Origin of the sequence: Thalassotalea sp. Y01, from assembly GCF_012932945.1 — a bacterium.
GTDB lineage: Bacteria > Pseudomonadota > Gammaproteobacteria > Enterobacterales > Alteromonadaceae > Thalassotalea_A.
Genome location: NZ_JABBXG010000006.1, coordinates 221702 through 248379 on the forward strand (window position 1 = coordinate 221702; position 26678 = coordinate 248379).

Genomic DNA, 26678 nt, shown 5'->3' on the forward strand with positions numbered 1-26678 from the left:
ACTTCCTTGAAAACATTTTTGTCATGTAAAAATTATTACTAAAGGAAGTAAAGCAAAGACCGCGCCAATAAAATAACCGTATGAAAATCATAAACATACGATTTATTAAAATTAGGTTAATGCGAAGTTAACTAATTATTAGCTATTTAAGTGATTGAAATATTGGTGGAATTAACCAACTATATGAACATTATAAGTCTGTAAATATCAGATCTTACAATAATTCTTAAATAGCCAATTTAGAAAAAAAGAGGTGTTGAGGCATCGCCAACGGCTCACCCTATTCTAGTTATTTTCACTAGAATAGTAGCTAACGTCAGATACACTTAATAGCCAATTTAAAAAACATTTTGCTTCTACAGCGTTTTTAAGTTGGATGTGTTTCTTACTTTGCAAATCGGTAAAAATAACGTTTTGTTTGTTTACTGAGATTTGAGAAATAGGTGGAGATACTTGGAAAGTATTTGAGTTGGTATTTATTGTCATTAATGAAATTCTTTATATTTGTATAGTGATATGGTCGTAATGGGTCACTCCTGACGTTTAGGGTGCAGTGATATCAATATGGGTGGAAATAAGCAAGGCTAGATAAATATCTAGCCTTGTTATCTATAAACTAGATTACAGTCACGTTAGCAGCTTGAGGACCTTTTTGGCCTTGCTCAACAGTGAAAGAAACAGCCTGGCCTTCAGACAAAGTCTTAAAACCTTCAGATACAATAGAACGGAAGTGAACAAAAACGTCTTTGCCGCCATCGTCTTGTGTAATGAAGCCAAAACCTTTATCTTCGTTAAACCATTTTACTACGCCAGTTACTGTGTTAGACATATTTGGAGCCTTTTTTAAATAATGTTGTTTTGCGGTGGAAATCCACCAATGGAGCTATAGATAGCCGGTAGCTAGTAGAGCATATGAATATCTATAAACGACTTAAAAAGGAGAATAAAGAGAATACAGAGCAGTATAGAAAAAGCTATTAGCAATCCAAAGCGAGCACATAGTACATTTTTTATTCTCTCGAGTCTAGAGTATATTTGCAATCCTTGATAAAAACATTATTTTTTTGCAAAAAAACATGGTTAAGTCTAAAAAATCATCGAGATATGGGTAAAAAATATATATTTAAGCAATTCAGATTACTAAAGACTCGGTACAATCCGGTAAAACTAGCAAGAAAATACTGTGAGCTCACTTAGCCAAATGACATGCTTTGATGCAATATGGTTAGAGCAACAGCGAAATTGCCACACCGATATAAGTATTACCGCTTATACTTAGCTTCTATATAAAAAAGCATTGATATTGTTTAGTAAATACCAAGCAAACACTCTCACCTATTGTTTGAGGTTAACATGACGAAAACCATACTGATCACCGGCGCAACCGATGGCATAGGCCTTGCCACCGTTAATATGTTGGCCGAGTTGGGGCACAATTTGATTTTGCATGGCCGTAGCCAACAAAAATTAAAAGATGTTGAGCAGCAAGTGAAAGGTGACTTTAATATACAAACCAGCAGTTATGTCGCAGACCTTACTGATCTTGGCGCCAGCAAACAGATGGTCGATGACATTAATAACGCACACCCAGTGGTTGATGTGGTGATTAACAACGCTGGCGTATTTAGCGTGGCACAAACCAAAACCAAGCAAGGGTTAGATATCCGCTTTGTGGTCAATACGTTTGCCGCTTACCTATTAACCCGTGAATTTGTGAAAGTAATGCCAGCCAGTGGTCGCATTATCAACCTTTCTTCGGCGGCTCAAGCGCCTGTTTGGTTAGATGCATTATCAGGTTCTGTCGATATGGAAGACAATAATGCCTATGCGCAAAGTAAACTGGCACTGACCATGTTCTCTCGATACTTAGCCGAGCATAAAGCAACAACCGAGCCTATTATTATTGCTGTCAATCCAGGATCCTTACTCGCCAGCAAAATGGTCAAAGATGCTTATGGTATTGCTGGCAATGATCTCAGTATTGGCGCAAGAATATTAACCGACGCCGCATTGTCCGATCGTTTCGGCAAAGCCAATGGCTTGTATTTTGATAATGATTCCGGCCAATTCGCCTCACCACACCGTGATGCACTGGACCAAGAAATCTGTAGCAAAGTCAGCAAAGCTATTGAAGATAAGGTAAATTGGTTGCTACAGCAATAAACGTGATATTAACGGAATAACATCATGACACCAGCGATAGACTATGCGAAAAAACACAATCTAGCTCACACAATTCATAGCTACCAGCATGATGCAGATTGTCAATCTTATGGTCTAGAGGCGGTCGAAAAACTCGGCGTTAGAGCAAGCCAAGTTTTTAAAACCTTAGTGTTAACATTAACCGATGAACGCTTAGTCGTTGCGGTCATTCCTGTACAAGCCAAACTGAATGTAAAAGCTGTCGCCAAGATATTCTCAGTCAAAAAAGCCAAGATGGCCGAGCCAATGGTCGTGCAGCGAAGTACCGGATATATTCTTGGTGGCGTCAGTCCACTTGGACAAAAGAAAGCGTTGGCAACTCTCATAGACAGCAGTGCAGAGCAGCATGAGTGCATTTTTGTCAGCGCAGGCCAACGAGGATTAGAAATAGAATTGGCAAGTACTGACTTGTGCAAGTACACAAATGCCAGATACGCTGATCTGGCATTATATGGTTAACCAATGACAAGCGGTGATAGATTTCGCTAGCTGGCGAAAATAACTTTAACGTCGGCGGTAACACTAACTTTATCGGCGTTTTCAACCCAAGTACTCAGTGTCACGGTCTTTTCGTCAACGTTTATGTCTTTCACTTTGCCGTTAAAACTTAGCGGATCCCCCACACAATTAAAGCTGTTCATGCGCAGCGGACCTATTTTCCGAATAAAGATGTTTACACCACCCCATTGTCTGACTAAGCGCTCTATCATGCCATATAAAAAGAAGGTATTGGCGTAAGCATCAGGCGCACCGGTTGCTTGTGCGACAGATTTATCATGATGAATCAAAGACAAATCTCGGTTAGCCGCGGCCTCCATAACTAAGCGCTGTAATGTGATGTCGATATCAATCGTCGGCAATAGGTCACCAATGCGAACCTCAGTGAGCGTTTTCGATGTACTCCAATCTATGGTTGTAGATGCAGACATTAGGCCTCCTCACTTGCCGGATTAAAGCGAAAAATATCCAACATGCCAACCGCCACAATGTCATCATGTTGATTGGTGTAGGTATCTTTTTGTTTAAAGAAAGCACCTTTACCCACTTTCAATTGTTTTTCAGTTATTGACAGCAGCTCGTGGGTTATGGTGATCTCGTCGCCATGATATATCGGCTTGAAGAACTCCATTTCCATACTGGTCGCAAAACTTAAGCTGAACGGCGCTGGTACCTCAAATATCACAGGAATGGGAATTTGAATCGGCTCATCACCGATTTCAAAACGTTTATCTCCCGCTTGCCAATGTGCCGGTTGCCCCAGTGTCATCGCCATCGTACTAGGTACTATCTTGGCATCGTAACCAGCCGCTTGAGCAACGTCATCATCTACAAACAAAGGTGAATAGAATTCTTTTGGCTCCAGCCAACGACGAACACTTGATGCATCCGCCTTGTCCGCACCTTTGGAGACACCGACAACCTTACCGACGTAAGACAAAGCCTGCTGCCAGGTGCCTTGTTTACCCCAACTAGGCTTGTCTGTGTTTGCGGTCATGATTACGCCTCAACAATCTTAAAGAAAGGCAGTTTGAAATCTTCATTCGCCTTTTCAAAGACCACTTCCACTCGATCACCAATCTTAGCTTGCTCGGGACCACAACCAACAATATTTGATGCCATGCGAACACCTTCATCAAGATCAATCCAAGCAACCGTTATTGGTAACTCATCGGAAAATTCAGCTGTGGTGCCTAAGTATGTTGTGGTCACGGAAAAGATTGTGCCTTTGCCGCTTGCTTCAACCCAGCCTAAGTCTTTTGACCAACAATGAGGACAAATGCGACGTGGATAAAAGATATTACTGTCACAACTATTACAGTGTTGAATCACTAACTTATCTTGCTGCACAGCATCCCAAAAGCCCTGACTTTCCTTGCTGATATTCGGTAAAGGTCGTTTTAATTCAGTCATGATTATTCTGCTCCCCAAATTGTTGTTAGTGCATTCATACCTGAACCACCTGCGGTAACTACCATCACTTTGTTCGCGCCGTCGACTTGGTTGTCACCAGCTTCGCCACGCAATTGGCGCGCAACCTGACAATAAAACGCCATAGATACACCAGAGCCAGTATGACCACGACCGGTGGCATCGCCCATGGTTGTGCACGGTGTTTTGCCACCTAATAATGTGTGCCCTGCGGCATGATAACGAGCGCCCTCACCTTCATCGCACAAACCAACCGCTTCTACGTAAGCACATTGAGAAAATGGATAAGCACCATAAATTTCGTGAATGTCGATATCTTCAACGTTTAAGTTGGCTTGTTGCAACGCTTCACTTGTTGATTTTTTATAAGACTCACGCCAGTAGACGTCTTCTCGCACAGCAGGTGTTGCGCCAATAAATGCCGAGCCATGACCTAGTTTCCAAACCGGCTTAGCACAGTGCTTCTTAGCATAAGCTTCAGATGCAATGATCAAACAACCACCACCATCAGCAAGCATATTGCAATCTTTCGCTCTTAATGGCGTCGAGATTTTACGGGCATTGAGAATGTCATCCATACTTTGCGGTTTATTAAAGAACAATGACATCGGGTCACGTGAGCCCCAGTCGCGCAAAGCATAAGTAACCGACGCCATCTCTTCTTCGCTGGTGTTGGTTTCGTACATATAACGTTCGGTAATTAGCGCCATAGCACCGTTAAAGGTCATGCCGAATGGGAATTCCCATTCTGGATGCATAGGCGCTTTGGCGAAAAAGCTAATTAAGTCTTCGGCAGGTATATCAGATTGCACGGTCGTATGCGGGACAATAACCACTTCAGCCATGCCTGAGGTGATCCACTGTTCAGCCATACGAACACAGTTGGTCGTTGATGCACCACCCGCGTTACAGATCATATTGTCTTTAACCCCTTTAAGGCCAAAGTGCTCTGGTATCAATCCGAATGCGGTTTGTGAAATCAAATCAGGTTGAGCCTGTGGTGCCACATTAATCACACCTTGAATATCATCTTTATCGATACCGGCATTACGAACCGCACCTGTAATCACTTCCTCGAGAATATCCCATCGAGTTCGTTCGGGATTTATTTGTGTTGGTACTTCGTGGTAACCAATTATTGCAATCTTACCCATAATATCTCTCGTTAACTAAACAAGCATCAAGCCTAGCTTGACCACCTATTTCTTATTTTTATCTCTATTTAAGCATCGTCCCAAAAACACTAATGAGCCGAACTCAATAAACACTAACACCTGACAACAAGGTTTTCAACCAAGATAATTTGGCAAAACGAGAAATATAAGTGAGGCAAACTTATTTTCCTATATTGCTTAGTGAATAAAACTAATTCGACAGGGTTTTGCACCGCATTTCGAGCCCTTAAGAAAGTGCCAAATTAGGCGCTAGGGCAATGAAATCAAGCCTATTGCGTAAGTGTTCAGGTTTATTTCCGCTTTATGTCAATTTGATCGCTTGGCAGGTTTGTCTTAAGCGCACTTTTTATGTACCTTAAGTGTCAATTTAGTGTAATCACTTTAATCTACCGAATGAAACCGCCTCATAATTAGAGCGGTCGAAATAGCATTTTAGGAGCTGAAATGGCTGGATTTAATAAAGTCGTAAATTCTTACGAAGAAGCAATGGCCGGTCTTGAAGATGGCATGACTGTAATTGCCGGTGGCTTTGGCCTGTGTGGGATCCCAGAAAACCTTATCAAAGAAATTAAACAAAAAGGTACCAAAGATTTAACGGTTGTATCAAACAACTGTGGTACCCATGAGTATGGTTTAGGCGTATTACTTGTTGATAAGCAAATTAAGAAAATGGTTGCCTCATATGTTGGCGAAAACGACATGTTTGAACAACAAATGATGAGTGGCGAACTGGAAGTCGAATTAACGCCTCAAGGTACACTTGCTGAAAAAATGCGTGCCGGCGGTGCTGGTATCCCAGCGTTTTACACCGCAACCGGTTACGGTACCCCTGTTGCAGAAGGCAAAGAAGAACGTCAATTTGATGGTCGCGACTATATCCTTGAAGAAGCTATCACCGGTGATTTTGCCATTATTAAAGCTTGGAAAGCCGACACCTATGGCAACTTAGTCTTCCGTAAAACAGCTCGTAACTTTAACCCTATGGCGGCAACAGCAGGTAAAATTACCGTTGTTGAAGTAGAAGAAATTGTTGAGCCGGGTGAATTGGATCCAGATGAAATCCATACCCCAGGTATCTATGTTAACCGCTTGATCAAGGGTACATTTGACAAGACCATTGAGCAACGCACTGTGCGCGCCAAATAAGGAGAAAGATAATGGCTTTAACTCGTGAACAATTGGCAATGCGTGTTGCACAAGAACTGAAAGACGGTTATTACGTAAATTTGGGTATCGGTATTCCAACCTTGGTTGCCAACTATGTACCAGACGGTATCGAAGTAATGCTGCAATCGGAAAATGGTTTATTAGGTATGGGACCTTTCCCATACGATGATGAGGTTGACGCTGATCTTATCAACGCCGGCAAACAGACGGTGACCATGGCCAAAGGTGCGTCATTATTTGATAGCGCCGAATCATTTGCCATGATCCGTGGTGGTCATGTTGATTTAACCGTATTAGGCGCTTTTGAAGTAGACGTTCAAGGTAACATCGCCTCGTATATGATCCCTGGTAAACTGATTAAAGGTATGGGTGGTGCAATGGATCTTGTAGCTGGTGCGGATAACATTATCGTAACCATGACCCATGCGTCTAAGCACGGTGACTCAAAGCTTTTGGCTGAATGTACCTTGCCATTAACCGGTAAAGGTTGTATCAAAAAGGTATTGACCGACCTAGCCTTTATAGAAATTAAAGAAGGTAAGTTCCATTTACTAGAGCGAGCTCCTGGGGTTAGCGTTGAACAAATCGTTGAGTTAACCGCAGGCGAACTTGTGGTTCCTGAACACGTTCCAGAAATGCAGTTTTAATTTAATAAAACAAATCCTCACTTTCTTTTAAAAATCCCTGCCCCGGCAGGGATTTTTGCTCAAAATGATATAACTCATTCCCTCCCGCCACGATAAGCTAGTATGGTATTTAACTAAAAATAACGATAACAAGTTTAGCCCTAGGAAATGACAACAATGAGTAAAAGAGAAGTAGTATTTCTAAGCGGTGTTCGCACCGCCATTGCCGATTTCGGTGGTTCACTAAAAACCGTAGCGCCAACAGACTTAGCCGCTACCGTCGTCGCCGAAGCGGTAACTCGCGCCGCTATTGATAGCGGGCAAGTTGGCCACTGCGTGATTGGTAATGTCGCCCATTCGGATCGCCGTGATATGTATATGTCACGAGTTGCCGCGCTCAAAGCTGGTTTACCTGAATCGACGCCATCACTTACTGTAAACCGCTTATGTGGTTCCGGCTTACAAGCGGTTATTTCTGCCGCTCAACTGTTGCTTTTGGATGATTGTGATGTAGCTGTTGCTGGTGGTGCAGAATCTATGTCGCGCGTGCCATTTTGGTCACCTTCGACTCGTTTTGGCGCGAAAATGGGCGATACACAATTAATTGACCCTATGGTTGGCGCTCTTACCTGCCCTATCAATAATACGCATATGGGCGTTACCGCAGAAAACATTGCTGAGCAATGGAAAATCAGTCGCGAAGAGCAAGACGAAGCGGCGGCAGAATCCCACCGCCGCGCACAACGCGCAATACAACAAAACCGTTTTGACTCGCAAATCGTGCCGGTTAAAATCAAGACTCGAAAAGGTATGGTCGAATATATCGCTGATGAGCATGTACGCTTTGACTGCAGTGCCGAGGATATGGCGAAACTGCGCCCGGTCTTCAAGAAAGACGGTACAGTAACCGCGGGCAATGCCTCAGGGATTAACGATGCCGCAGCGGCATTAGTTATGGCCGACAGCGAGTACGCACAAGCGAATGGCCTTAAACCTGTTGCTAAGCTCATCGGTTATGCCTTTGCCGGTGTCGCCCCTGACATCATGGGTATTGGTCCTGTACCTGCGGTAGAAAAGCTACTAGCGAAAACCGGTGTTAATAAAGATGACATTGACGTTTGGGAAGTCAATGAAGCGTTTGCTGCACAAGCGTTGGCCGTGTGCCGCGATCTTGAGCTGGATATGGATAAAGTGAATCCGAATGGTTCAGGTATATCGCTTGGCCACCCTATCGGTGCTACCGGCTCACTGATCACCGTCAAAGCCATTCATGAACTTGAACGCGTGCAAGGCAAATACGCGGTTATTACCATGTGTATTGGTGGTGGTCAGGGTATTGCGGCATTAATCGAACGTTGTTAAAACTGTTTTAGTATTCATTACAAAGGAGACCTTGGTCTCCTTTTTCTTTGCCTGTGGGAAACTCGCAACAAGAAGTTTTCCTTACTAAACTGAACATTACCTTACCGCTGATGCATAACAAATTTAAGCTAACTCTTTATGGCCGATACCGATCCTTTATGTCGCTACCACGATGAAGACGGATTTTGCTGCGAAAATTACGCCAGCGACTCAGGTTGGTGTTATTGGCATGACAGTGAGATCAGCAAAGATGATGACGATATCGTAGAGAAATTGCAGGATTATACACGTAACGGCGGCTTTACTCGGGGAATTAGTTTAAAACATGCTGATTTAAGCGGTATTGATTTAGTTAATCATCATCACAAACAAGGGTTCGATTTTAGCTATGCCGACTTTTACCGAGCGAACTTAACCAAAGCGCATTTGTTCAATATCAACCTCAGCCATGCCAGTTTGATGAAGGCCAACTTAACGGAAACCAATTTGCACTGCGCCAATTTACACGAATGCAATTTGTTAGGGATCAAATGGCAAAGTGCCAAAATTAAGAATATTCAAATCGGGCAATACTTAAAGCAAGAGCGCCAAGGGCGCAGAGCTAAAGATAATAACGATACTGTCAGGGCTCACGATTTATTTGAACAATCCGAAGAAATATATCGGGATGTGCGCAAACATGCTGAGCGTGAAGGACTGTTTAAAATAGCGGGTGGCTTTTTAAAGAAAGAATTGACCATGCGTCGCTATCAAATGCCCAAACCATCTTTAGCACGCACCATGTCGAAGATTGTTGATTTATTTTGCGGCTACGGAGAAGAGCCCATTCGCGTTGTAAACTTCTCTATTGTGTTAATTGTTATTTGTGCGCTATTGTACTTTTTTACTGGTATCCGCTTTGACGGAGAAAATCATTATTTTCAAGCACAGTTTGGTGCAGGGCAAAACCTGCAGCATTTCTTAACCTGCTTGTATTATTCTGTCGTCACGTTTACCACGTTAGGCTATGGTGATATTACCCCTATTGGTATATCTCGGTTTGTCGCCGCTTTTGAGGCATTTACCGGCAGTTTTACTATTGCTTTGTTTGTGGTAGTTTTTGTGAAAAAAATGACCCGCTAATTGGCAAAATAATTGCGAAGATAGCTGCTACGAGGATCGCGACAAAAATTACGCCATTAAAAAAGGCGACCTAGGGCCGCCTTTTCATATCATGTTTGTTTTACAACACTTCGGTCAACGCCAAGCCAATACCAATACGGTTTTGCTTGTGGTCATAATCAATCAACGATTCACCGTAACCGCCAGTATATTGCACATAACCTTTTAGTTTGCCCCAAAGTGGGAAGGTCATGCCTGCTTCAACACCACCTTTGTGTGTGGCAAAGTTATGACGCACATTTACTGCAAACTCTACCACATCGTATTGATAGGCCATGCTTATCGAACCGTAACCCATGAAATCATTAATATCAGGGTTATCATCACCGTCTGAATCACCAGGGAAATCTTTTTCATCTTCTTCTAAGCGATACCAGACGCGACCAGCTAAAGCAAAATCGCCGTTTTCCCACAACAAACTGGTATAAATACGGTTCCAGCTACGCGATATGGCATTAGAACGACCATTGGATTGATGCTCCGCACCAAACATTATGCCGGTGTTACCATCAAATGGATGCCAGTCTAGCCCGGTTAAATAAAATATTTCAGGTTGATAGTTTGTCTCTCTAAATGGTTTCGAAATATTTTCCGAATAGACCTGCCACCAAGATTGCAAGGTCATACCAAAATACAAAGAATCATTTTCAAAAAATAAGTCACCGTAGTTTAACGGTACCTTAATACTTAACTGATATTTGGCCTCATAATCTTCAAGATTTTCTGCCCAATTAGAACTCGGTACCGACTCTGCATACTCCTTGCGGTTGATGCTGTCAGTATAAGATATTGGCAGGATGTAATTCATTTTATGCGGAGTAATCACATAAGGGTCAAAATTAGTTTCTTTTTCTCGAAGAAAACGTTTGGAGATCGCACCGGCTTCTCGGTTATTACGGTCTCTTAGCTCCGTATCGACTTCTACCTCACACTCTTGTCTTAACTGCGCCACTAAGGCATCACCTTCGGCTTCATTAAGTTTTTGCATCAAACATGCTTGAGTTTTTGGATCGGTTTCAGCTTCTTCAACAGTTTGCTCCTGTTGCTGGGCATAACCATTGAAAGACAACACGGAAAATGACAAAAAGGACACTGCCATTAGCGTACGATTGACACCTTGCATATCAACACTCCCTGCACCACAACCTATTAAGTAAGCTACGCAACGGTTGCAGATTCTTGTTATTGTTAAGTTTTATGGTAGCAAATAAAAACAAGGTTAAAAGTTTTTTTTAAAAAATCTGATAACTTTTTAACCAAAACAGCAAAAAACAGTGTTTTTCCCTGATAAAACCACGAATTTCGCGACAAAATCGGTAATTCTTTAGATATCAATAAATTAGATATTACTCAGGAGCCTTTAAGTGAATTAGCTTATCATCGGAAAGATAGGCCTTGTCGACTTCTTGTAATTTGTTATAGCGTATCATCTCACGAATACTGTCAATATACGCCTGCCCTCGCTCTGAGTATTTATCTAAGGTGCCGGCCAATTCTAAACCGCTAATCGGTTTACCGTCAGCGCGCAATTGCGCTCGTAATGTGCGCAGTTTTTGATACGCTCGCTGAGTATTAATGTTGAGCATATAGCCCTCTACGGACGCTAGCGGGCTATCAAATCGCGCTAAGCCATAATTACCTAGTTCTTTGCGCTGTTGTTTGGGCACCATCCCTTTTCCAGAAAAGTCCCATTGTCCAAAAAATGAATTTCCTTCACGTGTAAATCTCGATGTTCCCCAACCACTTTCTTCCGCAGATTGAGCCAGGGCAAGTGATGGCGGCATGATATCGACGCGCTCTAGCAGTTCGATTTTTTGTTGTTGCGTTAATGACAGTGCCGATTCATCAATGACTTTGTATTTGCGCGCTAACGCTATCAGCGATTCACTGGTAATCGCTTCATTGTTTATTATTTGCCGCTCAAGCAGAATTTTTTCATTGGCGATTAACACTAACGGAGCCATCAAGCGAAAAAATACTTCTTTTTTCACCGGCACTGGCAAGTTTTGTGAGCTCTTTGCCCAACGTTCTCCAATTTTAGCAAAACTTAAACGGGGGATTTCTCGATTTCCATTTTGCCAATTTTTACTGTCGTAATTATGCTCTTTAAACAGTGTCTTAAGGTCATCGAGGGAGTGTATTTCAACTTCTATTGGGTCTTGCATTGCAGCAACGATTGTCGCCTGTTCGAGGGCACTGTCAGCTTCAGTTTTAGGTTCAGGATCATTGCAGGCTGATAACAAACTCGTCGCCATGCAGGCACCAATCAACATATATGAATGTCTATGTTTCATCTTAAACCTCACAAACTAATCTTGGCAAATTAATCGCTTTGAACCCAACTAAGTTATTACTGATCTAAGTTAACCACATTAGCTGACGTCAACTTTTATAAAAGCCTTACCTCTTTTATATCGTTACAGCAGCCCTTTAGCAAAACTTTTATATAATTCATTAGCAATTAAATAATCCCCCTCGACTTCAGCAACTTGTGCCCTGCGCAGTAACTCGCATATAAAGTCACGATTGCCGGCGATGGCCTGACGACAGACTTGTTCATTACTAAAGCCCGCCAAATCAGCGCAAAAAGCCAATTGCCGACCTTTGATCATTTTTAACTCCGCTAATAATTTATCTACATGCATAACCGCCTCCTATGTGTTTTTAACAACAGCGTGTCGTTAATAAAAGCTTAGCGAAAACACGGTGTGATTTAATGACAGGCTAATGAACAACTATGACCAATTATGACAGCCGTTGTAACAACAATGGTGACGATAGTGGCTAGCGTTGTTATTGACGTTCTAAGCGAAAAGGAGCCGTTGTAATCGCCTGATGCAGAGCAATATCACTAAGCCCTTGTTCACGCAGCGCATGCAAATATTTCAGGGTTTTAAAGGCGTCAAAAAAACGGCAAAGTTGTTTGTTAAATTGTTGCTTGGAGGTCTTCTCCTGACTGCGGATAAATCGGTCAAAACCAATTGCCGTCAACGCTTGAGCCGATATTGATGACAATTGATGAGTCCAACTTTGCAGTTGCAGTCGGTGCTCATATAGGTTGCCAAATGCAGTTAATAGCACTTTCAGTTCAACGAACAGTTGCGGATTATAATAGGGGTAATTGTACGCATTTTGTTGTTTAGCAATGATCTCAGCAACCGCTGGGCCGGTACCAAATGGCACTCGACTTGAGGTACGTGCCTCGAGGTTTATAACGATATCGGCAACATATTGGTAACGACCAAGCTTTACCAGTTTATTAAGCAGGTAAAAGTCCTCGCCCGCGGCTCGCTTGGGAAAGCCGCGACACTGGCAATAGGCGTTCACATCAAAGGCCAAGACACTGCCAATGGTGAAAAACGCATAATCGCTTTTTGCGTACGTCAGTCCGGCAACATAATAACGCAATGCTTTTTCATATAATGCATTTGCGTTGTTAATAAGGTCATCTTGACAGTGGTGTTGAAAATTTAAGCCAATACAAACCGTAGCGGCATCAACACTCGTGCTGTGGCTAAAGTAATTATCAGGTAAGTGGGCATCGGCATCGCTAGAGCAGATAAAGCGATTACCAATGAGTTGGCGATTGTGCAGCGACGCCGCCAAGTCACAACCAATTTTACGGGCTAAACCAACGCCCTGTTTATGCGGTATCGGTGTATTAAAACGATCGACAATCAACAGCATGGACTGTGTTGACGGTAATGTTATAAGGGTGAGGTTGTGTTGCTTATCGACAACTTGCCCCATGGCAAGTGCTTCATCGTACAAAGCTTGCTGCGGGACTTTATCAAAGTCATTGTCAGGCTGATTAATGACGACAATCAACAATTTACCCGTTTGGTGAAATGGGCTTTGAATAAAACGCTGAATAAACTCAGCACTTTCACAATACGCCGGAATGACCAGTGCGCTATCGACACTATTTGGCAAGCTAAGTTTGTCTAGATGGGCAGTTTCTGGTTCAGCGTACTTTTCAATGTATCGTGCGTTGACGTTTTTAATCTTGCCCATCAATAGTCCAGTTAGTGGTTAGTGCAGCGCGGCTCGAAACGGCAATTGCTCACAAATTTTTGCTTCGGCATCTAGGATTTCTTCTAGACGAGGGTATACGATATCGGCATCAAAATACTCTAAAGCCAATTCGACGAACAAATTCTTGTGCTTCTCTTCGGACTTAGCAATATCGTCGTAAAACTTTTTGTCACGACCTTCAGGTAATGCTTCAGCGACCAGAGCGAAACGTTCATGACCACGTGCTTCGATGACACCGGCCACAAGCAAACGATCTAATAGAAACTCTTCACGGCCACGGCGGAACAACTTACGAATTTCATGGATATAGGTATCTTTTTGGTCATTCGCTTGAATCACATTTCGAGCGGTCATCAGCTTTAAGACTTGTTTAAAATGAATCAATTCTTCCAAAGCCAGATCCGTCATGGCCCGCACCAATTTTTGACGATCTGGGTAATGAGACAGCATAGACATAGCCATACCAGATGCTTTTTTTTCAGCTGCGGCATGATCTTGCAAGAAAGAGTCAAAGTCTGCCAGCACGGCGTCAGCCCACTCTTTTGGGGTATGATATTTTAATTCAAACATGTACGGAAAAATATTAACGAATATATGCCGCCATTTTACACATAAAAATTGTAGCGTTATAGTAAAAAGCTAATTCTATTACAAATTTGTATATGTCTACATTTACGACTGCAGCATTCACTATGATAGTGCAGCCTGATTCGCAGATAAGCAGCTTATTTTAGTACATCGATAATGGTGAATCATGACTAATACGTTATATATAACAGGGGCTGGCGTTAGCTCTGAAAGTGGTATCCCGACCTTTCGTGGCGAAGATGGTTTTTGGACCATAGGCAGTGTTAACTATACGCCTATGGAAATGGCCACACGGGCTATGTATGAGAACAATCCTATCGAATTTTTAAGCTGGTATTATCATCGGTTTGCCACCTATCGTAACCATGGACCGAATGCGGTACATCATTGGTTAGCGGATAAAAATTTAATCACCCAAAATATAGATGGTCTGGATGGAAAAGCAGGCAACCAAGATTATATTGCGATTCATGGCCGTCTTGATCAAATGACCTTATTTCATACCCAGGGTGACGACGTAGAAACCATTAATACCCCTTGGGACGCGGTTGATGAAGACAATCTAACGGAATCGCTGCTCGATACTTTTAACATCAACAAAACCACAAAAACGCCCCAGCTCGACTTTTCATTCAAGCCTTACGTCTTATTGTTTGATGAGTATTACACCGACTTGTATCGCATAACAGAAGCGCAACATCGTATGTACCACGCTGATAAAATGGTGTTTATGGGCACATCATTTAGTGTCAATATTACGCAAATGGCGTTAAGAGCGGCGATAGATAATCAAATAGAGATCGACATCGTTGACCCCGACCCGATCGAGATCCCGTATGCCAAGGTGACGTATCACCGCATGAAAGCCAGTGAATACATAGATATTGCTTAGCCCCAGAATAATCAGTGCTTACATTAACCGAACAGTTTGCATGGTTAACGTAAGCCTAGCTCTACATCTTCAATAACAAAATTACCGGTAAACTTCGGGTGTGGATGACCTTCGACACCAATTTCAAAGAACTCTTGTTCTTCTGCGCTTAATCCTGTGTAACCATTAATAACCCCATAGACCCAAACTTCTTGGTCAAAATCGAGCTTTTGCCATTGATGATATTCAAGCGCTGACATGCGCTGTGCCGAATCAATGACATGTACAAAATAGTGCTCTATGGCTTCTTTTAAGCCATCGCTGGCGATGTCGATGTTTTCGATATCATCCACCGCAAAGTTTTGTGCTTTACGCAATTGTTGATTTTCATCACGATTATGACGAACTTGTCTAAGATGATTGACCAATTCAGCAAATACTTGTTCATGCTCAATATTGTTTACATCGACACTGGCCGCTTTAATCACCGCTTTGGCCTGATTAAATAAGCTAGGTAATTGATGCTGTGCGCTGTAGTCTTTGATCTGGTAATCAGGTTTTTGTTGGTGGTGCAACACAAACCCTTTAAGAAGCTGAGAACGGTGTAAATACTCTCTAAACTTGCCTAGCAATTCGATCAATTTAGCTTGCGCTATGCTCAACTCTTGGCTTATCTCTGTATGACGTTTTTGCAGTTGTACGACCAACAGTCGACGTAATTCTCTGTTTGAACCTGCTAATGCCGCCAACTCATCAAACTGAAACATTTCCAGCTGTTGGCGCATTTGTGTTAGCTGCCCTTGCGCCAATTCATTTTCACGAATTTTTGCGTTGATAGAGCCAACGTAACCAAACTCATTATGAATACGTCGCCATAAACTGCGCACACTGGATTTTAAACTGTCGACAAGGGTATACACTTGCTCAGCAAGATCTTCTAAATAGACTTCGGCTTCCGCATCGGCATGATGGTGCAATGCTTCTTTGTAATGTGAGGTGACGGTTTTTATAGTCGCCAGTTTTGAACCAATATTGGCGTCCAGTTGTCGATTGCGCTCATCTTTAAGGCTATTTTCTAATAGTGCTCTTACCGAACTTCTCAAGCGCAAATCTTCGCCAGGCTCTGGGCGCCATAACACGCCGAGCTCCATCAGCTTTTCGAGAACATTGATATCAAAGTCCATTTCGCTTACCCGGCCAGACAAATATGCCTGCATGATAATCTCGGAATGCTTGGCAAGTGCCTTTAAGAACTTAACACCACTGTTGTTTAACTGTGAGCTCACAGCAAGTCTCCCTGCTGAATAGCGATTTCGGCCTGCTGCTCCAGTCCGAGGTTTTCGGTTTCATCTATAAAACGAATAATATCAAATAAATAGTCCACTTTACCGGTCGCTAAATAGATTTGATTGTCTGGATTTGGGCGCAATAAATACCCCAACTCACACAGTCGTTTAAAAATTTGCTTTAATTGTGCATCAATTGCACTACTCGATGAATTAAATAAGCTATAGCGTGCTATTTTACTGAGCTGTTCGGCAAATGCAGGGGTGTCTTCAATCACCGTTTGCAGTTCATTTAAACGAATAACTTTACCTTCTGATAAAGGTGAGTTATCACCGCGAGCTTCTTGCACCAACACCAACCATTCGACCAACGGCAGCAACGATGCGGCAACTTCTTTGAATTGCTGATTTACATGTTTGCGCTCAGTCTCGCCAATCGCCTGATAGGCACAAAAAATAACGTCACCATCATTGGCCGTTGCCAAACAACGGTTCATGGTGTTCAATTGCAGCTCAAGAGCGGCGTAATGTTCACTATTTTGTAAATATTGAAACGCCAGTTCATCACTGGTTTTACAAATAAAGCCACCACTCAACAGAGTTTCCATTACCTGACCTTGTAAACTGATCATGCGATAGCCTCCTGCGCGCGGCGCTGTTTAAGCTTTTCAGCTATTGGATTCATTTTTGGTTGTACCATACGCAACTTTTGCTTATCGGCATTTTTATCAATTAAATAACGGTTTGCAAAGAAATGCAGTACATCCGACTCTGGGTTAGGGAATGCACCTAACACATGAATATTATTGGCTGCACAGGCATCAAAAATTTTCTTAACGTTTTTATTGGCAAGTGTGCCAATCTCATCAATTGGCCAATGTATAACGGCCTGTGAGTTACCGCGTAATAGACGTGTAAACGCTAGTAAGAACTTACATAAAATCAGATACGCCATACCGTGGCTTGATGATTCATTTAGCTGCCTATCGGTACGGATGATTAAGTTTGAATTACCCTCTTTTAAGTGCAATTCAATATCAAGCAATTGCCCGACACCACCGCTCATAGTCGCTCGCCCTAATACGTCGAGAACCTCTTGAATGGTCAACATATAATCTTCATTAGGCAAGACGGCTTCTTCATCTGTTAGCCATTGCTGATGCAGCTTGTTGAATTTTTGTAAGGTTGGCCAGAAATCAAATTCACTGATCCTAGAGCGAATTTTAACGCTGGAATCACTGACACCATCGAGGAATAACTCTTGGTCAACTTCTTTGGAAATACGTCGTGACTGGGAAGCTATTCGCTTATCGATATCCGCAAGGATGTTGTAATACTGCGTTAAATCGTTACCGAAATTAAGACCGTTATTGCGTACCCCTTCCAAATGCTGAGGTACCAATACCGTTAGCAACATGTCCAGCTCGCTCACCATTTTACGACAATCTAAAACCATGATGCCTTGCGCATTTTCGATTTGGCATTCGCTGCGGGCACGCTCCCATGTTTCAGTTAGACTGATGCCGGATTTTTGGCCTATGGCGTTGTCAAAGAAGTAAACGTACTCATCAACTTGCTTGAGGCCTTGGCGATATTGACTAAAAAGCTCGCCTACTTCGCTCACCCGAGATGATACTGAGCCGGTTTCGTTTACCGCTGCCACACTCGGCAAGCTCAACACCGCATATTGCTGTTTAATGCTGTTAATTTGGCCGACCAAATCGTTTTGTTCGGTTAACGCTTTATCAAGCTGTTGCAGTTGTTCTGTGTATTGCTGTTTTTGCTGCTTGTAGTTACTTTGTGCATTGCCTAATTCACGTTCATTTTTCGCTTTACTGTCTTTGGCCAATGACAATTGCTGTAAATACTGCGCTTTTTGCTTACTAAACACCAAATCATACCAACGTTGATATTCAGCTACACTATCTCTTTGTTTGTTGGTCATATCGATGTGTTCTGACAACTCAGCGATTTGCTGCTTAAGTTGAGCAATTTGGTTCACATCGACTTCGCGTTTCGACAACTCATCTTGATACCACTTTTTCGCTGCTTTAAGGCCATGTTTATGTTGCTGTTTGGCTTCTTCAATTTGCGCTTTAACACTATCTAGCTTTTGCTCGATATCATTAATGATTTGTTGCCAATGAAGCTCATGTTCCATTTTTTCTTCATGGCAAGCCTCTTTATGCTCATCAATAGCATCGGCTTTATTGAGATTAAGTTTGTCGACTTTACCTTGTTCTGCAGTTAACTCTTTTTGACGTTTTTGTTTGCGCTCGATTAAAGCTTGTTTGTGTTCCGCTTTAAGTTGTGCCTTTTCTTCTTGAACTCGCATCCTTGCTTGTTGCTTAAACTGGCTCTTTGATAACAGCGCTGTGCACTCTTGCTCTACTTTGCGGACATCGGCATTAATCTGTTCGAGTTGTTGACTCAGTTGTTGTTTGTCTTCGACCGCGGCGTTAAATTCGCTCTGCGCCGCTTGTAATTGCTGCTCAAGTTCTGCTTGCGATTGTAATATGTCGCTTTCAGCGATAACACCGGTATCAAGTAATACGCCAAACATAGACGTTTGACTGTCATGCTCATCGCTGAGTCTTGGCGATAAGTCATTGCGTGCTAATAACTGTGGTGCAATCAGTTTACCAAACTGTTCTTGCCAACCATCACACTCACTGCGTAAAAAATGCAGTAAGGTGTTGTCGCCCGGCGTTAACCATGCGTCGATTTCATCGACCTTGGCCTGAGCTTGTTTGACCTTAGAGGATGCTTTTAACAGTTTTTCATTTACAGCGATTTGCTGGTACTTGATTTGCTGGGTATGCTCTTGTTGCTGCGTTAACTGATCGCGCAAGGCATCTTCTTCTAATTGAGCATCATCGAGCTGGGCTTCAAGTATTGCCAGTGCTTGCTGCTCTTTTTGTGTTGGACCACTTAACTCAATTTGCGTATGCAGTTTTTGCAATAACATATTGGCTTGTTGAATTTGCACATCAAAGTCGGCAACCAATTGTTGATATTTTTCATCTTGCTGAGTCTTTAGCTGATGCAACGCATTGGTTTCTTGTTTTTGCTGCTGCTGCAGTTCACTTGTGACAAGATCTTTTTGTTCTGTTAACTGAGTTAAGGCTTTGCTTTGCTTTTTCTCTAGTTCAGCCTGGCGCTTATGATAGGCCGCTTCAACATCTTGATGCTCTTCAGTAAGCAAGGCATGCTGCTCGATAGCCGATTGCAATTGCGCTTGCCACGATGGAATTTTATCAATGTTAAGTTTGTGCTGCTCTATGTCACGGTCTTGCCACGCATTAAACTCGTCTTCAATTTTGTCGAGATGTTGCTCAGCACTGGAGACATCCGCTTTTGCCAACGATATATCGCGGTTGTATTGATCTCGTGATGCCTCAAAATGACTGTTTAGTTCAGATAGTTTGGTTTTGTATACCTGTTGATCATTTTGTGCCTTGACCACCGACTCGGCCAACAACGAATAGTCGTGACTTAATTGATGATGCAATTGCGCTAAGCGTTGTTCACTCTGCTCCAGGCTGGTATTGACCTTTTTCAATTTATTGTACTGAGGCATAAGCTCATCAAATTGACGGATCAATGAGCACTCTTTACGCCAGTCTTCAACTTGAGCTTTGGAGATTTTATTACTAGGGGTCTGTACACCATCTTCTTCCAAAATAGCGGCAATCATCGCCTTGATGGTTTCCATTTTGCCTTCTTTGGAATGCACCGCTTTGATCAGCTTTTCAATATGACGCAATTTGGCGTTATGCTCACACAGGCTAAATAAACGCGCGGCATTAACCAAGTCACGTTTATTACTGCTGGTGTTCATCATCGCCCTATCGTTTTGGATAACCGACTTAAATTCTTTGGTATTGAGCGCCTTGGTTACCGCGATACCTTCACGTTTAGCGGCTTTAATAACCTCTATGACACCAATAGAGCGTTTGCCAGCCATATCATCAGCTATAAAATCATCGACCGCAAACGGCTTTTCAACAAAACGATACTGCACACCGGTATTCGATGATGTCAGAATCGCCATGCAGGTTTGCTGATCAATTCGCTGGTATTCAAAAATGATATAACTCGACTCGCGTGGCAGATACCATTTCTGAAAATTGTCACGAGTTGCTGGCACAACTTTATTTGGCGACTCACCAAAAAATACCGGCACCAATCTTTGCAAGGTGGTTTTCCCTGAAGCATTGGTACCACAGATATTGGTGTGGCCATTAAGTTTTAATTCTACCAACCCAGGAAGATGGGTATCGATCAGGATGATCCGTTGTAAACCTGACATAATCTGTTTAGCGCCTTTTTACTATTATTAAGCCTATCTTAAAAGTGCCTGCAAGCCCTGTAAACCTTTAACTTCAACTTCATTTAAAGTAACCGCAAACAAGTCAAAAAAAAGCCGGTCATTGTACAGTTATTCAGCGATTTAACATTTATTAACAGACCCTAAATAGTAGGCTTTATAAGATGAGCGCCATAAACTTTAATAGTTTACTTCCGATCTGTTATTTAGTGGCACTTACTTAGATAAGTGCCACTTTCTTATTTAGCCTGATCAGCAAGATATAGTTTGTTATGATGCAAATTATTTGCAATCTCGGGCAGTTCAAATTCATGCACCATTATCAATTGTACATCTTTGACTGGGATGGAACCTTGATGAACTCCATCGATAAAATTGTCAACTCTATGCAATATGCGGCAACCTTGGCTGACTTGACGGTGCCATCAGTATCGCAATGCAAAAGCATCATTGGTGCGGGGATGAAAGAGGCAGCAGATATCTTATTTCCCGGCGCATCGTTGACCAGTCTAAAGCGCTTGCAAGATCACTACCGGCAACGATTCATTGAATTGAACAGTAAAGCCTGTCCGTTATACCCAGGAACGGAACAGCTGATCCAAAATTTGCATAGCCAGGGGAAGAAGTTAGCCATTGCCACCAGTAAAGGGCGCCCAGGTTTAGACAATGTACTGGCGCAAAGTCAGTTAGCTCGCTTTTTTCACACCTCAAGAACCGCCGATGATGCGAAAGCCAAACCACACCCAGATATGCTTGAGCAAATCCTAGCGGAGCTCAACATTAATGCCAAACAAGCCTTATATATAGGCGACAGTCGATTCGATATAGACATGGCAAACAATGCAGGAATGGACTCGATTGCTGTAAGCCATGGTGCCGGTGACATTGAGACCTTGAATGCAAGCAAGCCAACGATACTGGTACATTCAACGGATGAGCTGAAAAGGCTTATCATCAATCGGTCATAATTGTATAACGATTTTATGCCAATAGTTGAAATTACCAAATCAATTAAACAGAGGACAACGACATGCGCACATGGCTAAAGAAACAGCGTTGTTACAACATCCTCTTATTTGCGTCAACTTAGAGTTGTTGCTCGCTCTTTTCAGGCATCCCCGTCCAGATAGTTAATGTCAACTACGCACGATTTTCGGCCATTTTATCTCATTATGTACCTGATTGAATTAGCTGAAACAACAGAATGATCCTCTTTTTCAGAAAATACGCCGTACACTTCAAATTGTTTATCTAAGTAATCTGTGTTTTCACTTTTATGGCGAAGCTCTGTTTTGGCAATCCCTAGTTCATTTAACATGGCGGCTACACGCCCTTGTTTATTGAAGGAATAAGTCGCTGCTTGATAACTTTCAGATATTGGATCTTGGTACGCCTCTTGTGGTGTAATAATTTCCCATCCTTTTGACCTAATATGCTGTATTAACTTTCCTAAGAACAGAGCTGCCGTTTCGTTCTCATGCAGTAGTAAAACATGTTTAGGTGAGCGTCCAAGGTATTTACGAGCCAAGTTGTCATAGAACTCAATGCCTTGCCACAAAGTGTCTACATACAAATTTCCTAGCCTATCTAGATCAATAATTAAATTTTGCTCTACTGCGTTTATTAGCTTTGCATTGATATACCAATCAAAATTATCGATAGTTACATAGCCTATTCGATAATCATGTTTTAGTAAGTGATTGGCGATAGCCTTTCGTTTTTCAGAAGTAGAACCGTAGTGTAAGTATGGGAATCGGTGAAAATTTAAAACCCTATCATAACTATTTAAAACATTAGTAGCTTGGTCAAAATCGGATAAGTAATTAGTTAACTCTTCTTTATTAGCTGATAAATGTGTGTGACTGTGGTGAGCAAGATGAAATCCTGAATTAGTATAACTTTTTAATCGATTAGCACTAGACTCATCAGCAATATTTCCTGTTGTTACAAAGAAAAGCGCATCTTTTACATTATTTGAGTGTAAAATTTTAATGATTTTAGCGGTTTTTTCTTCTCCGCTCATAAGCATACTACCGCCTAATGGTGCATCATCAAATGTAATTGCTATCTGTTTAGAGTAGCTGTTGAAAGCCAAAAATAACAAGCTTACTAAAATCAAATATTGCTTCATTATTACTCCTCAAGAGAAAGTGTTTCCATGTTTGTGCGGTGTAAAAACACAGCTTAGAATTCAAACAAGTTTAAACTTCAGATTTACAAAAGACTCTTTAACTAATTTAGGCTTAGTGACTCGAATTGCGATATTCAACTAACTTGTTATCTTCATGAGCCAATCATAATAGACCTACCCCACAGTTTTGTTCAAGCAATACTAGTGATATCGCACGTTAATCAATTACTTAATAGAGTTAACAAGTAAGGTAGGTGATTGTAACTTTGTGACGTCTACAGCAGATTGAAAAGTTATCAATAAGCCCGGTATAAAAATTACCGGGCAACATATTCATGTTATCGATTAGATTGGATCTTGATCCAATTCAGAATGTTCAACTTGTGCTGGAGCTTCTGCACCATGCATCCATTCGACCAATTTATCAGCCATAAGTAATACCAAGCCACCAGCAATAAAGCCACTAACAGCAAGGCCGGCAAAAATAGATAAGGCGTTATTGATTTGTTCCGGTCCTTCGCCAATTAAACCGCCTACGACACCGGCGACTTTATTCGCTATTGCAGAACAGGCAAACCAAACCCCCATTAATAAAGATAGATATTTAATCGGAGCGAGCTTAGACACCAAGGACAAACCTATCGGTGAAATACAAAGTTCACCAAAAACCAAAAACATATAGGTCACGATAAGATACAAAACACTGACTTTAACGTTTAAATCACCACCTTGTTGCATGGTTGCAGCAACCATAAACAAGAAACCAATTCCGACTAACAATAAACTAAATGCAAACTTGCGTGGCGAACTTGGCTGTTTATCGCCGAGCTTGGTCCAAAGACCGGCAAAGACCGGGGCAAACATTACAACAAATATTGCGCTTACCGACTGTAACCACGACGCAGGCATTTCCCAGCCAAAAATATGTCTATCAGTAAAATCTTTAGCGTAAATATTTAATAAGCCACCTGCTTGCTCATAACTAACCCAGAAGACAATAGAGATTACGCTCATGATAACAATGACTTTTACGCGGTCGCGTTCTTCTGCGGTTAACGGCGTATCTTTAGCAGCTGCAGCACCTTTAGTTGATATACCATGCGCAGATGGTTTTACGCCAATGTCGCCCAAATACTTATTCGCAAGCACAAGCTGCATGATCACACTTATGACCATACCAAAACCGGCGACAATGAAACCTAACTGCCAGTTTATAACTTCAGCCACATAACCAACAACCAGAGGAGCAATTGCCGCACCTATGTTAATGCCCATATAAAAGATGGTGAAGGCACCATCACGGCGGCTATCACCTTCTTGATAAAGATCACCAACAAGAGTAGATATGTTCGGTTTGAATAGACCATTACCGCAACAAAGTAATATAAGGCCTATATAGAATGCTGATTCAGATGCGTCACCTAACCAAGCTTGAGGAGTACCTAAGGTAAAATGGCCTGCGGCCATTAAAATACCGCCCAAGATAATACTTTTTCGTTGCCCTAAGACATTATCGGCAATCCAGCCGCCAAGCACGGGGGTAAGGTATACCGCCATGGTAAACCAACCATATAGCGCTAAGGCCTCTGAATTAGTCCAACCAAAGCCACCGGATTCAACGGCAGCAATAAGATAAAGTACGAGAATGGCACGCATACCGTAGTAGCTAAAACGCTCCCACATTTCGGTACCAAACAATAGAAACAGCCCTTTAGGATGCCCTAGTAAGGTGTCAGTTGATTGAGTCATATGATTCTCTTATCGTCATGTTTATTATTATTTTAATAATTCAAAATAAACACTACGTTAAAAGCATAGCAGTTACTAGGATAAACTCCTGAGAGTTTGACTGTTAACTGAACAAGCGTTCGACTTGACGTTTTGAGGTGTTTGCTATTTTTTGCAGGAAGCCAAACTCTATACGATGCATACCTGAGCGCTGTTGGATGTCATCAAGCATTGTTAAATAAAGTTTCGCAGTCATTTTCGCATCAAATAATGCTCGATGATAACCACCATCTTCCGCTAACCCTTTATAATCAACTAATGTACCCAATTTATGGTTTGGTGCATCCTGATATATGCGGCGCGAGGTTAATAATGTACAGGCAAATTGGCCCTGGTAATTATGATTAATACGCTGGAATTCGGCATCGAGAAACTTCTTATCAAATGAAGCATTATGCGCAAGTAAATTATCATCACCAATAAACTCAGCGAATCGTTGCATCACCTCAGAACATGGCCTTGCCGTAGACAACATGACATTACTTATACCCGTATACTGTTCAATAAAGCTATTTACTCTGCGACCAGGGTTCATCAATTCTTGAAAGGTGTCGGTAACAACGCCGTTATCAATTTTAACCGCACCAATTTCAATGGCACGATCACCTTGATCAGGCGATAACCCCGTGGTTTCAAAATCGAGAACTATTATAGTATCGGCGTAAGGACTTGGCATAGGGACTTCTTTAATATGTCTGACAGGAATTGCAGGATAACGAAATCATAGCAGCATGAGAAGACCTAAATAAGCACAAAGACAGTCAAAACCGCTAAAAACTGGTTAAAGTGACGATATGCAACCCAAAGGAATAACCTTAAGATACTGATAAATATATATTTTAACAATTGGTTTACTTTTTGCTTTAATATAAGACCTTAACTCAATACCAAGCCCTAATGAGGAAGTCATTGTGGAAGTTAAACTGAAAGATAGGCCAATACAACAGGTCCGAGAAGAAGCTATTGACAAATTAATATATAACTACAGTCATAGCGTTATCTCAGCAGAAGCGTTTGAACGTCGCCTTGATGACGTTATGAACACCGACGATCCATACAAAATACAATCTTTGGTTGAAGATTTATCACTCAATATCGACATGCAATACGCTCAAGAAAAAGATACGGTTTTCACGCCTAATTATAGTCATGAAATTAGTAATGAAGACGACACCTTAACCAGCATTCTCGGTAACAGTGAACGCGGTGGTAAGTGGCTTGTTCCTAAGGAAATTAAAGTTTATGACGTCTTAGGCTCAACCACACTCGATTTTAGTGAAGCTGTTTTTCAACATCAAAACATAAGCATCAACCTGCTTTGTATATTGGGGAGTGTTACAGTATATGTTCCTGAAAGCATCAACATCGTATCAAGAATAAGTAGTGTATTAGCAGATGTTGATAACCGAGCAGCATCGGTAGCTCAAAAACAAGCGCCAACCATCAACATTTCTGGAAACGTTGTTCTGGGTAACTTAACCGTAGAGAAGAAAACAACAACAAAAGAAAAATGGGTAGCGTTTGCTAATAACCTAAAAGCATTATTTGGTGATAGTAAGAATTATTAATGTTGCAGTTAGTTTAGATCCTGCTCTCCGTCATTCCCGAATCGCCATCGGCGATGTCCGGAACCTCCTTCAGGTTCGAAGTGGTTCGCAGATATAATGACAAAGGGTAAACGCGGGATCAGGTATGCACGCTTTTTCTAAAATGGAAACGGCATCCGTATACACTAGATAAATGGCACACTTGGTACTTTATTTTAGGCAAACAAAAAGGGCAACCTTACGGATGCCCTTTTCATTTTCAATTAGAAGCCTGACGATAAGCGACATGGATGTGGTGAATATCGAAAATGCAGGGACGCATATTTTCGATAACGACGTAGTAGGTCGAGACTTCACAAAACCCAGAAAGTAAAAAGCCCGCTCAAATGAGCGGGCTTTTCTAAATAGGAGCCTGGCGATAAGCGACATGGATGTGGTGAATATCGAAAATGCAGGGACGCATATTTTCGATAACGACGT

25 protein-coding genes are annotated in these 26678 nt (G+C 41.9%); 9 read left to right on the forward strand and 16 right to left on the reverse strand.

All coding sequences use genetic code 11. The features are described from left to right. Positions 1-616: 616 nt before the first annotated feature. Complete coding sequence (locus tag HII16_RS10975) at positions 617-829, reverse strand: cold-shock protein (protein ID WP_135439761.1); 213 nt, start codon at positions 827-829, stop codon at positions 617-619. A 524-nt stretch (positions 830-1353) separates the two neighbouring features. On the opposite strand from HII16_RS10975, the gene HII16_RS10980 reads away from it, so the two are divergent. Both HII16_RS10980 and ybaK read left to right on the forward strand, forming a co-directional pair. After that, complete coding sequence (locus HII16_RS10980; protein ID WP_169130096.1) at positions 1354-2163, forward strand: SDR family NAD(P)-dependent oxidoreductase; 810 nt, start codon at positions 1354-1356, stop codon at positions 2161-2163. A 24-nt stretch (positions 2164-2187) separates the two neighbouring features. Continuing rightward, positions 2188-2661, forward strand: a complete 474-nt coding sequence (ybaK, locus tag HII16_RS10985; protein WP_169130098.1) for a Cys-tRNA(Pro) deacylase — start codon at positions 2188-2190, stop codon at positions 2659-2661. Positions 2662-2687: 26 nt separating this feature from the next. Here ybaK and HII16_RS10990 read toward each other — a convergent pair whose 3' ends face one another. Genes HII16_RS10990 through HII16_RS11005 form a run of 4 tightly spaced genes read right to left on the reverse strand, consistent with a single transcriptional unit; the run spans position 2688 to position 5285 of the window. Beyond that, positions 2688-3131: a MaoC/PaaZ C-terminal domain-containing protein gene (locus HII16_RS10990; protein ID WP_169130100.1), complete on the reverse strand. Its 444-nt coding sequence runs from the start codon at positions 3129-3131 to the stop codon at positions 2688-2690. Continuing rightward, entirely contained in the window at positions 3131-3697 is a 567-nt protein-coding gene (locus HII16_RS10995) for a MaoC family dehydratase N-terminal domain-containing protein (RefSeq protein ID WP_169130102.1), read from the reverse strand. The genes HII16_RS10990 and HII16_RS10995 overlap by 1 nt, the downstream gene beginning before the upstream one ends. Positions 3698-3699: 2 nt before the next feature. After that, the gene (locus HII16_RS11000; RefSeq protein ID WP_169130104.1) at positions 3700-4113 is read right to left on the reverse strand and encodes a Zn-ribbon domain-containing OB-fold protein; all 414 of its coding nucleotides are present in this window, start codon (positions 4111-4113) and stop codon (positions 3700-3702) included. A 2-nt stretch (positions 4114-4115) separates the two neighbouring features. Further along, positions 4116-5285 carry a thiolase family protein gene (locus HII16_RS11005; protein WP_169130106.1) on the reverse strand — a complete coding sequence of 390 codons (1170 nt, stop codon included), beginning with the start codon at positions 5283-5285 and terminating at the stop codon, positions 4116-4118. Between the two features lie 465 nt (positions 5286-5750). Between HII16_RS11005 and HII16_RS11010 the strand changes: the two genes are divergently transcribed. The 4 genes from HII16_RS11010 (at position 5751) to HII16_RS11025 (ending at position 9583) form a co-directional block, all read left to right on the forward strand. After that, complete coding sequence (locus HII16_RS11010; protein WP_169130108.1) at positions 5751-6452, forward strand: CoA transferase subunit A; 702 nt, start codon at positions 5751-5753, stop codon at positions 6450-6452. A gap of 11 nt (positions 6453-6463) precedes the next feature. Next, entirely contained in the window at positions 6464-7120 is a 657-nt protein-coding gene (locus HII16_RS11015; RefSeq protein WP_135439753.1) for a 3-oxoacid CoA-transferase subunit B, read from the forward strand. Between the two features lie 156 nt (positions 7121-7276). Further along, positions 7277-8461 carry an acetyl-CoA C-acyltransferase family protein gene (locus HII16_RS11020; RefSeq protein ID WP_169130109.1) on the forward strand — a complete coding sequence of 395 codons (1185 nt, stop codon included), beginning with the start codon at positions 7277-7279 and terminating at the stop codon, positions 8459-8461. Between the two features lie 138 nt (positions 8462-8599). Then, on the forward strand, positions 8600-9583 hold the full coding sequence (locus HII16_RS11025) for an ion channel (RefSeq protein WP_169130110.1): 984 nt from the start codon (positions 8600-8602) through the stop codon (positions 9581-9583). Positions 9584-9683: 100 nt separating this feature from the next. On the opposite strand, the gene HII16_RS11030 is transcribed toward HII16_RS11025, so the two are convergent. The 5 genes from HII16_RS11030 to HII16_RS11050 form a co-directional block, all read right to left on the reverse strand. Continuing rightward, positions 9684-10745: a phospholipase A gene (locus HII16_RS11030; RefSeq protein WP_169130111.1), complete on the reverse strand. Its 1062-nt coding sequence runs from the start codon at positions 10743-10745 to the stop codon at positions 9684-9686. Positions 10746-10968: 223 nt separating this feature from the next. Continuing rightward, complete coding sequence (locus HII16_RS11035) at positions 10969-11916, reverse strand: glucosaminidase domain-containing protein (protein ID WP_169130112.1); 948 nt, start codon at positions 11914-11916, stop codon at positions 10969-10971. 123 nt (positions 11917-12039) lie between these two features. Next, positions 12040-12267, reverse strand: coding sequence for a hypothetical protein (locus tag HII16_RS11040; protein WP_135439748.1), 228 nt, complete (start codon positions 12265-12267; stop codon positions 12040-12042). A 148-nt stretch (positions 12268-12415) separates the two neighbouring features. Beyond that, positions 12416-13636: a hypothetical protein gene (locus tag HII16_RS11045; protein ID WP_169130113.1), complete on the reverse strand. Its 1221-nt coding sequence runs from the start codon at positions 13634-13636 to the stop codon at positions 12416-12418. 18 nt (positions 13637-13654) lie between these two features. Continuing rightward, entirely contained in the window at positions 13655-14227 is a 573-nt protein-coding gene (locus tag HII16_RS11050; RefSeq protein ID WP_169130114.1) for a tRNA-(ms[2]io[6]A)-hydroxylase, read from the reverse strand. 184 nt (positions 14228-14411) lie between these two features. Between HII16_RS11050 and HII16_RS11055 the strand changes: the two genes are divergently transcribed. Next, a complete protein-coding gene (locus HII16_RS11055; RefSeq protein ID WP_169130115.1) occupies positions 14412-15137 on the forward strand; it encodes a Sir2 family NAD-dependent protein deacetylase in 726 nt (241 codons plus the stop codon). 44 nt (positions 15138-15181) lie between these two features. Here the strand turns inward: HII16_RS11055 and HII16_RS11060 are convergent, their stop codons facing one another. The 3 genes from HII16_RS11060 to HII16_RS11070 are packed head-to-tail and all read right to left on the reverse strand — an operon-like array spanning position 15182 to position 20714. Continuing rightward, positions 15182-16402: a phosphoenolpyruvate carboxylase gene (locus tag HII16_RS11060; protein ID WP_169130116.1), complete on the reverse strand. Its 1221-nt coding sequence runs from the start codon at positions 16400-16402 to the stop codon at positions 15182-15184. Beyond that, a complete protein-coding gene (locus HII16_RS11065) occupies positions 16399-17034 on the reverse strand; it encodes a hypothetical protein (protein WP_169130118.1) in 636 nt (211 codons plus the stop codon). Before HII16_RS11065 ends, HII16_RS11060 begins: the two co-directional genes overlap by 4 nt. Next, on the reverse strand, positions 17031-20714 hold the full coding sequence (locus HII16_RS11070) for an ATP-binding protein (protein ID WP_169130120.1): 3684 nt from the start codon (positions 20712-20714) through the stop codon (positions 17031-17033). Before HII16_RS11070 ends, HII16_RS11065 begins: the two co-directional genes overlap by 4 nt. Before the next feature lie 329 nt (positions 20715-21043). On the opposite strand from HII16_RS11070, the gene HII16_RS11075 reads away from it, so the two are divergent. Further along, entirely contained in the window at positions 21044-21700 is a 657-nt protein-coding gene (locus tag HII16_RS11075) for an HAD-IIIA family hydrolase (protein ID WP_169130122.1), read from the forward strand. 194 nt (positions 21701-21894) lie between these two features. Here HII16_RS11075 and HII16_RS11080 read toward each other — a convergent pair whose 3' ends face one another. From HII16_RS11080 to HII16_RS11090, 3 genes are all read right to left on the reverse strand, one after another. Further along, complete coding sequence (locus HII16_RS11080) at positions 21895-22863, reverse strand: polysaccharide deacetylase family protein (RefSeq protein WP_169130124.1); 969 nt, start codon at positions 22861-22863, stop codon at positions 21895-21897. 345 nt (positions 22864-23208) lie between these two features. Further along, complete coding sequence (locus HII16_RS11085) at positions 23209-24612, reverse strand: peptide MFS transporter (protein WP_169130126.1); 1404 nt, start codon at positions 24610-24612, stop codon at positions 23209-23211. Positions 24613-24715: 103 nt separating this feature from the next. Beyond that, a complete protein-coding gene (locus tag HII16_RS11090) occupies positions 24716-25327 on the reverse strand; it encodes a 3'-5' exonuclease (protein WP_169130128.1) in 612 nt (203 codons plus the stop codon). A 235-nt stretch (positions 25328-25562) separates the two neighbouring features. On the opposite strand from HII16_RS11090, the gene HII16_RS11095 reads away from it, so the two are divergent. Continuing rightward, positions 25563-26219 (forward strand): LiaF domain-containing protein, encoded by a 657-nt coding sequence (locus HII16_RS11095; RefSeq protein ID WP_169130130.1) that lies wholly within the window; start codon positions 25563-25565, stop codon positions 26217-26219. Positions 26220-26678 lie beyond the last annotated feature (459 nt).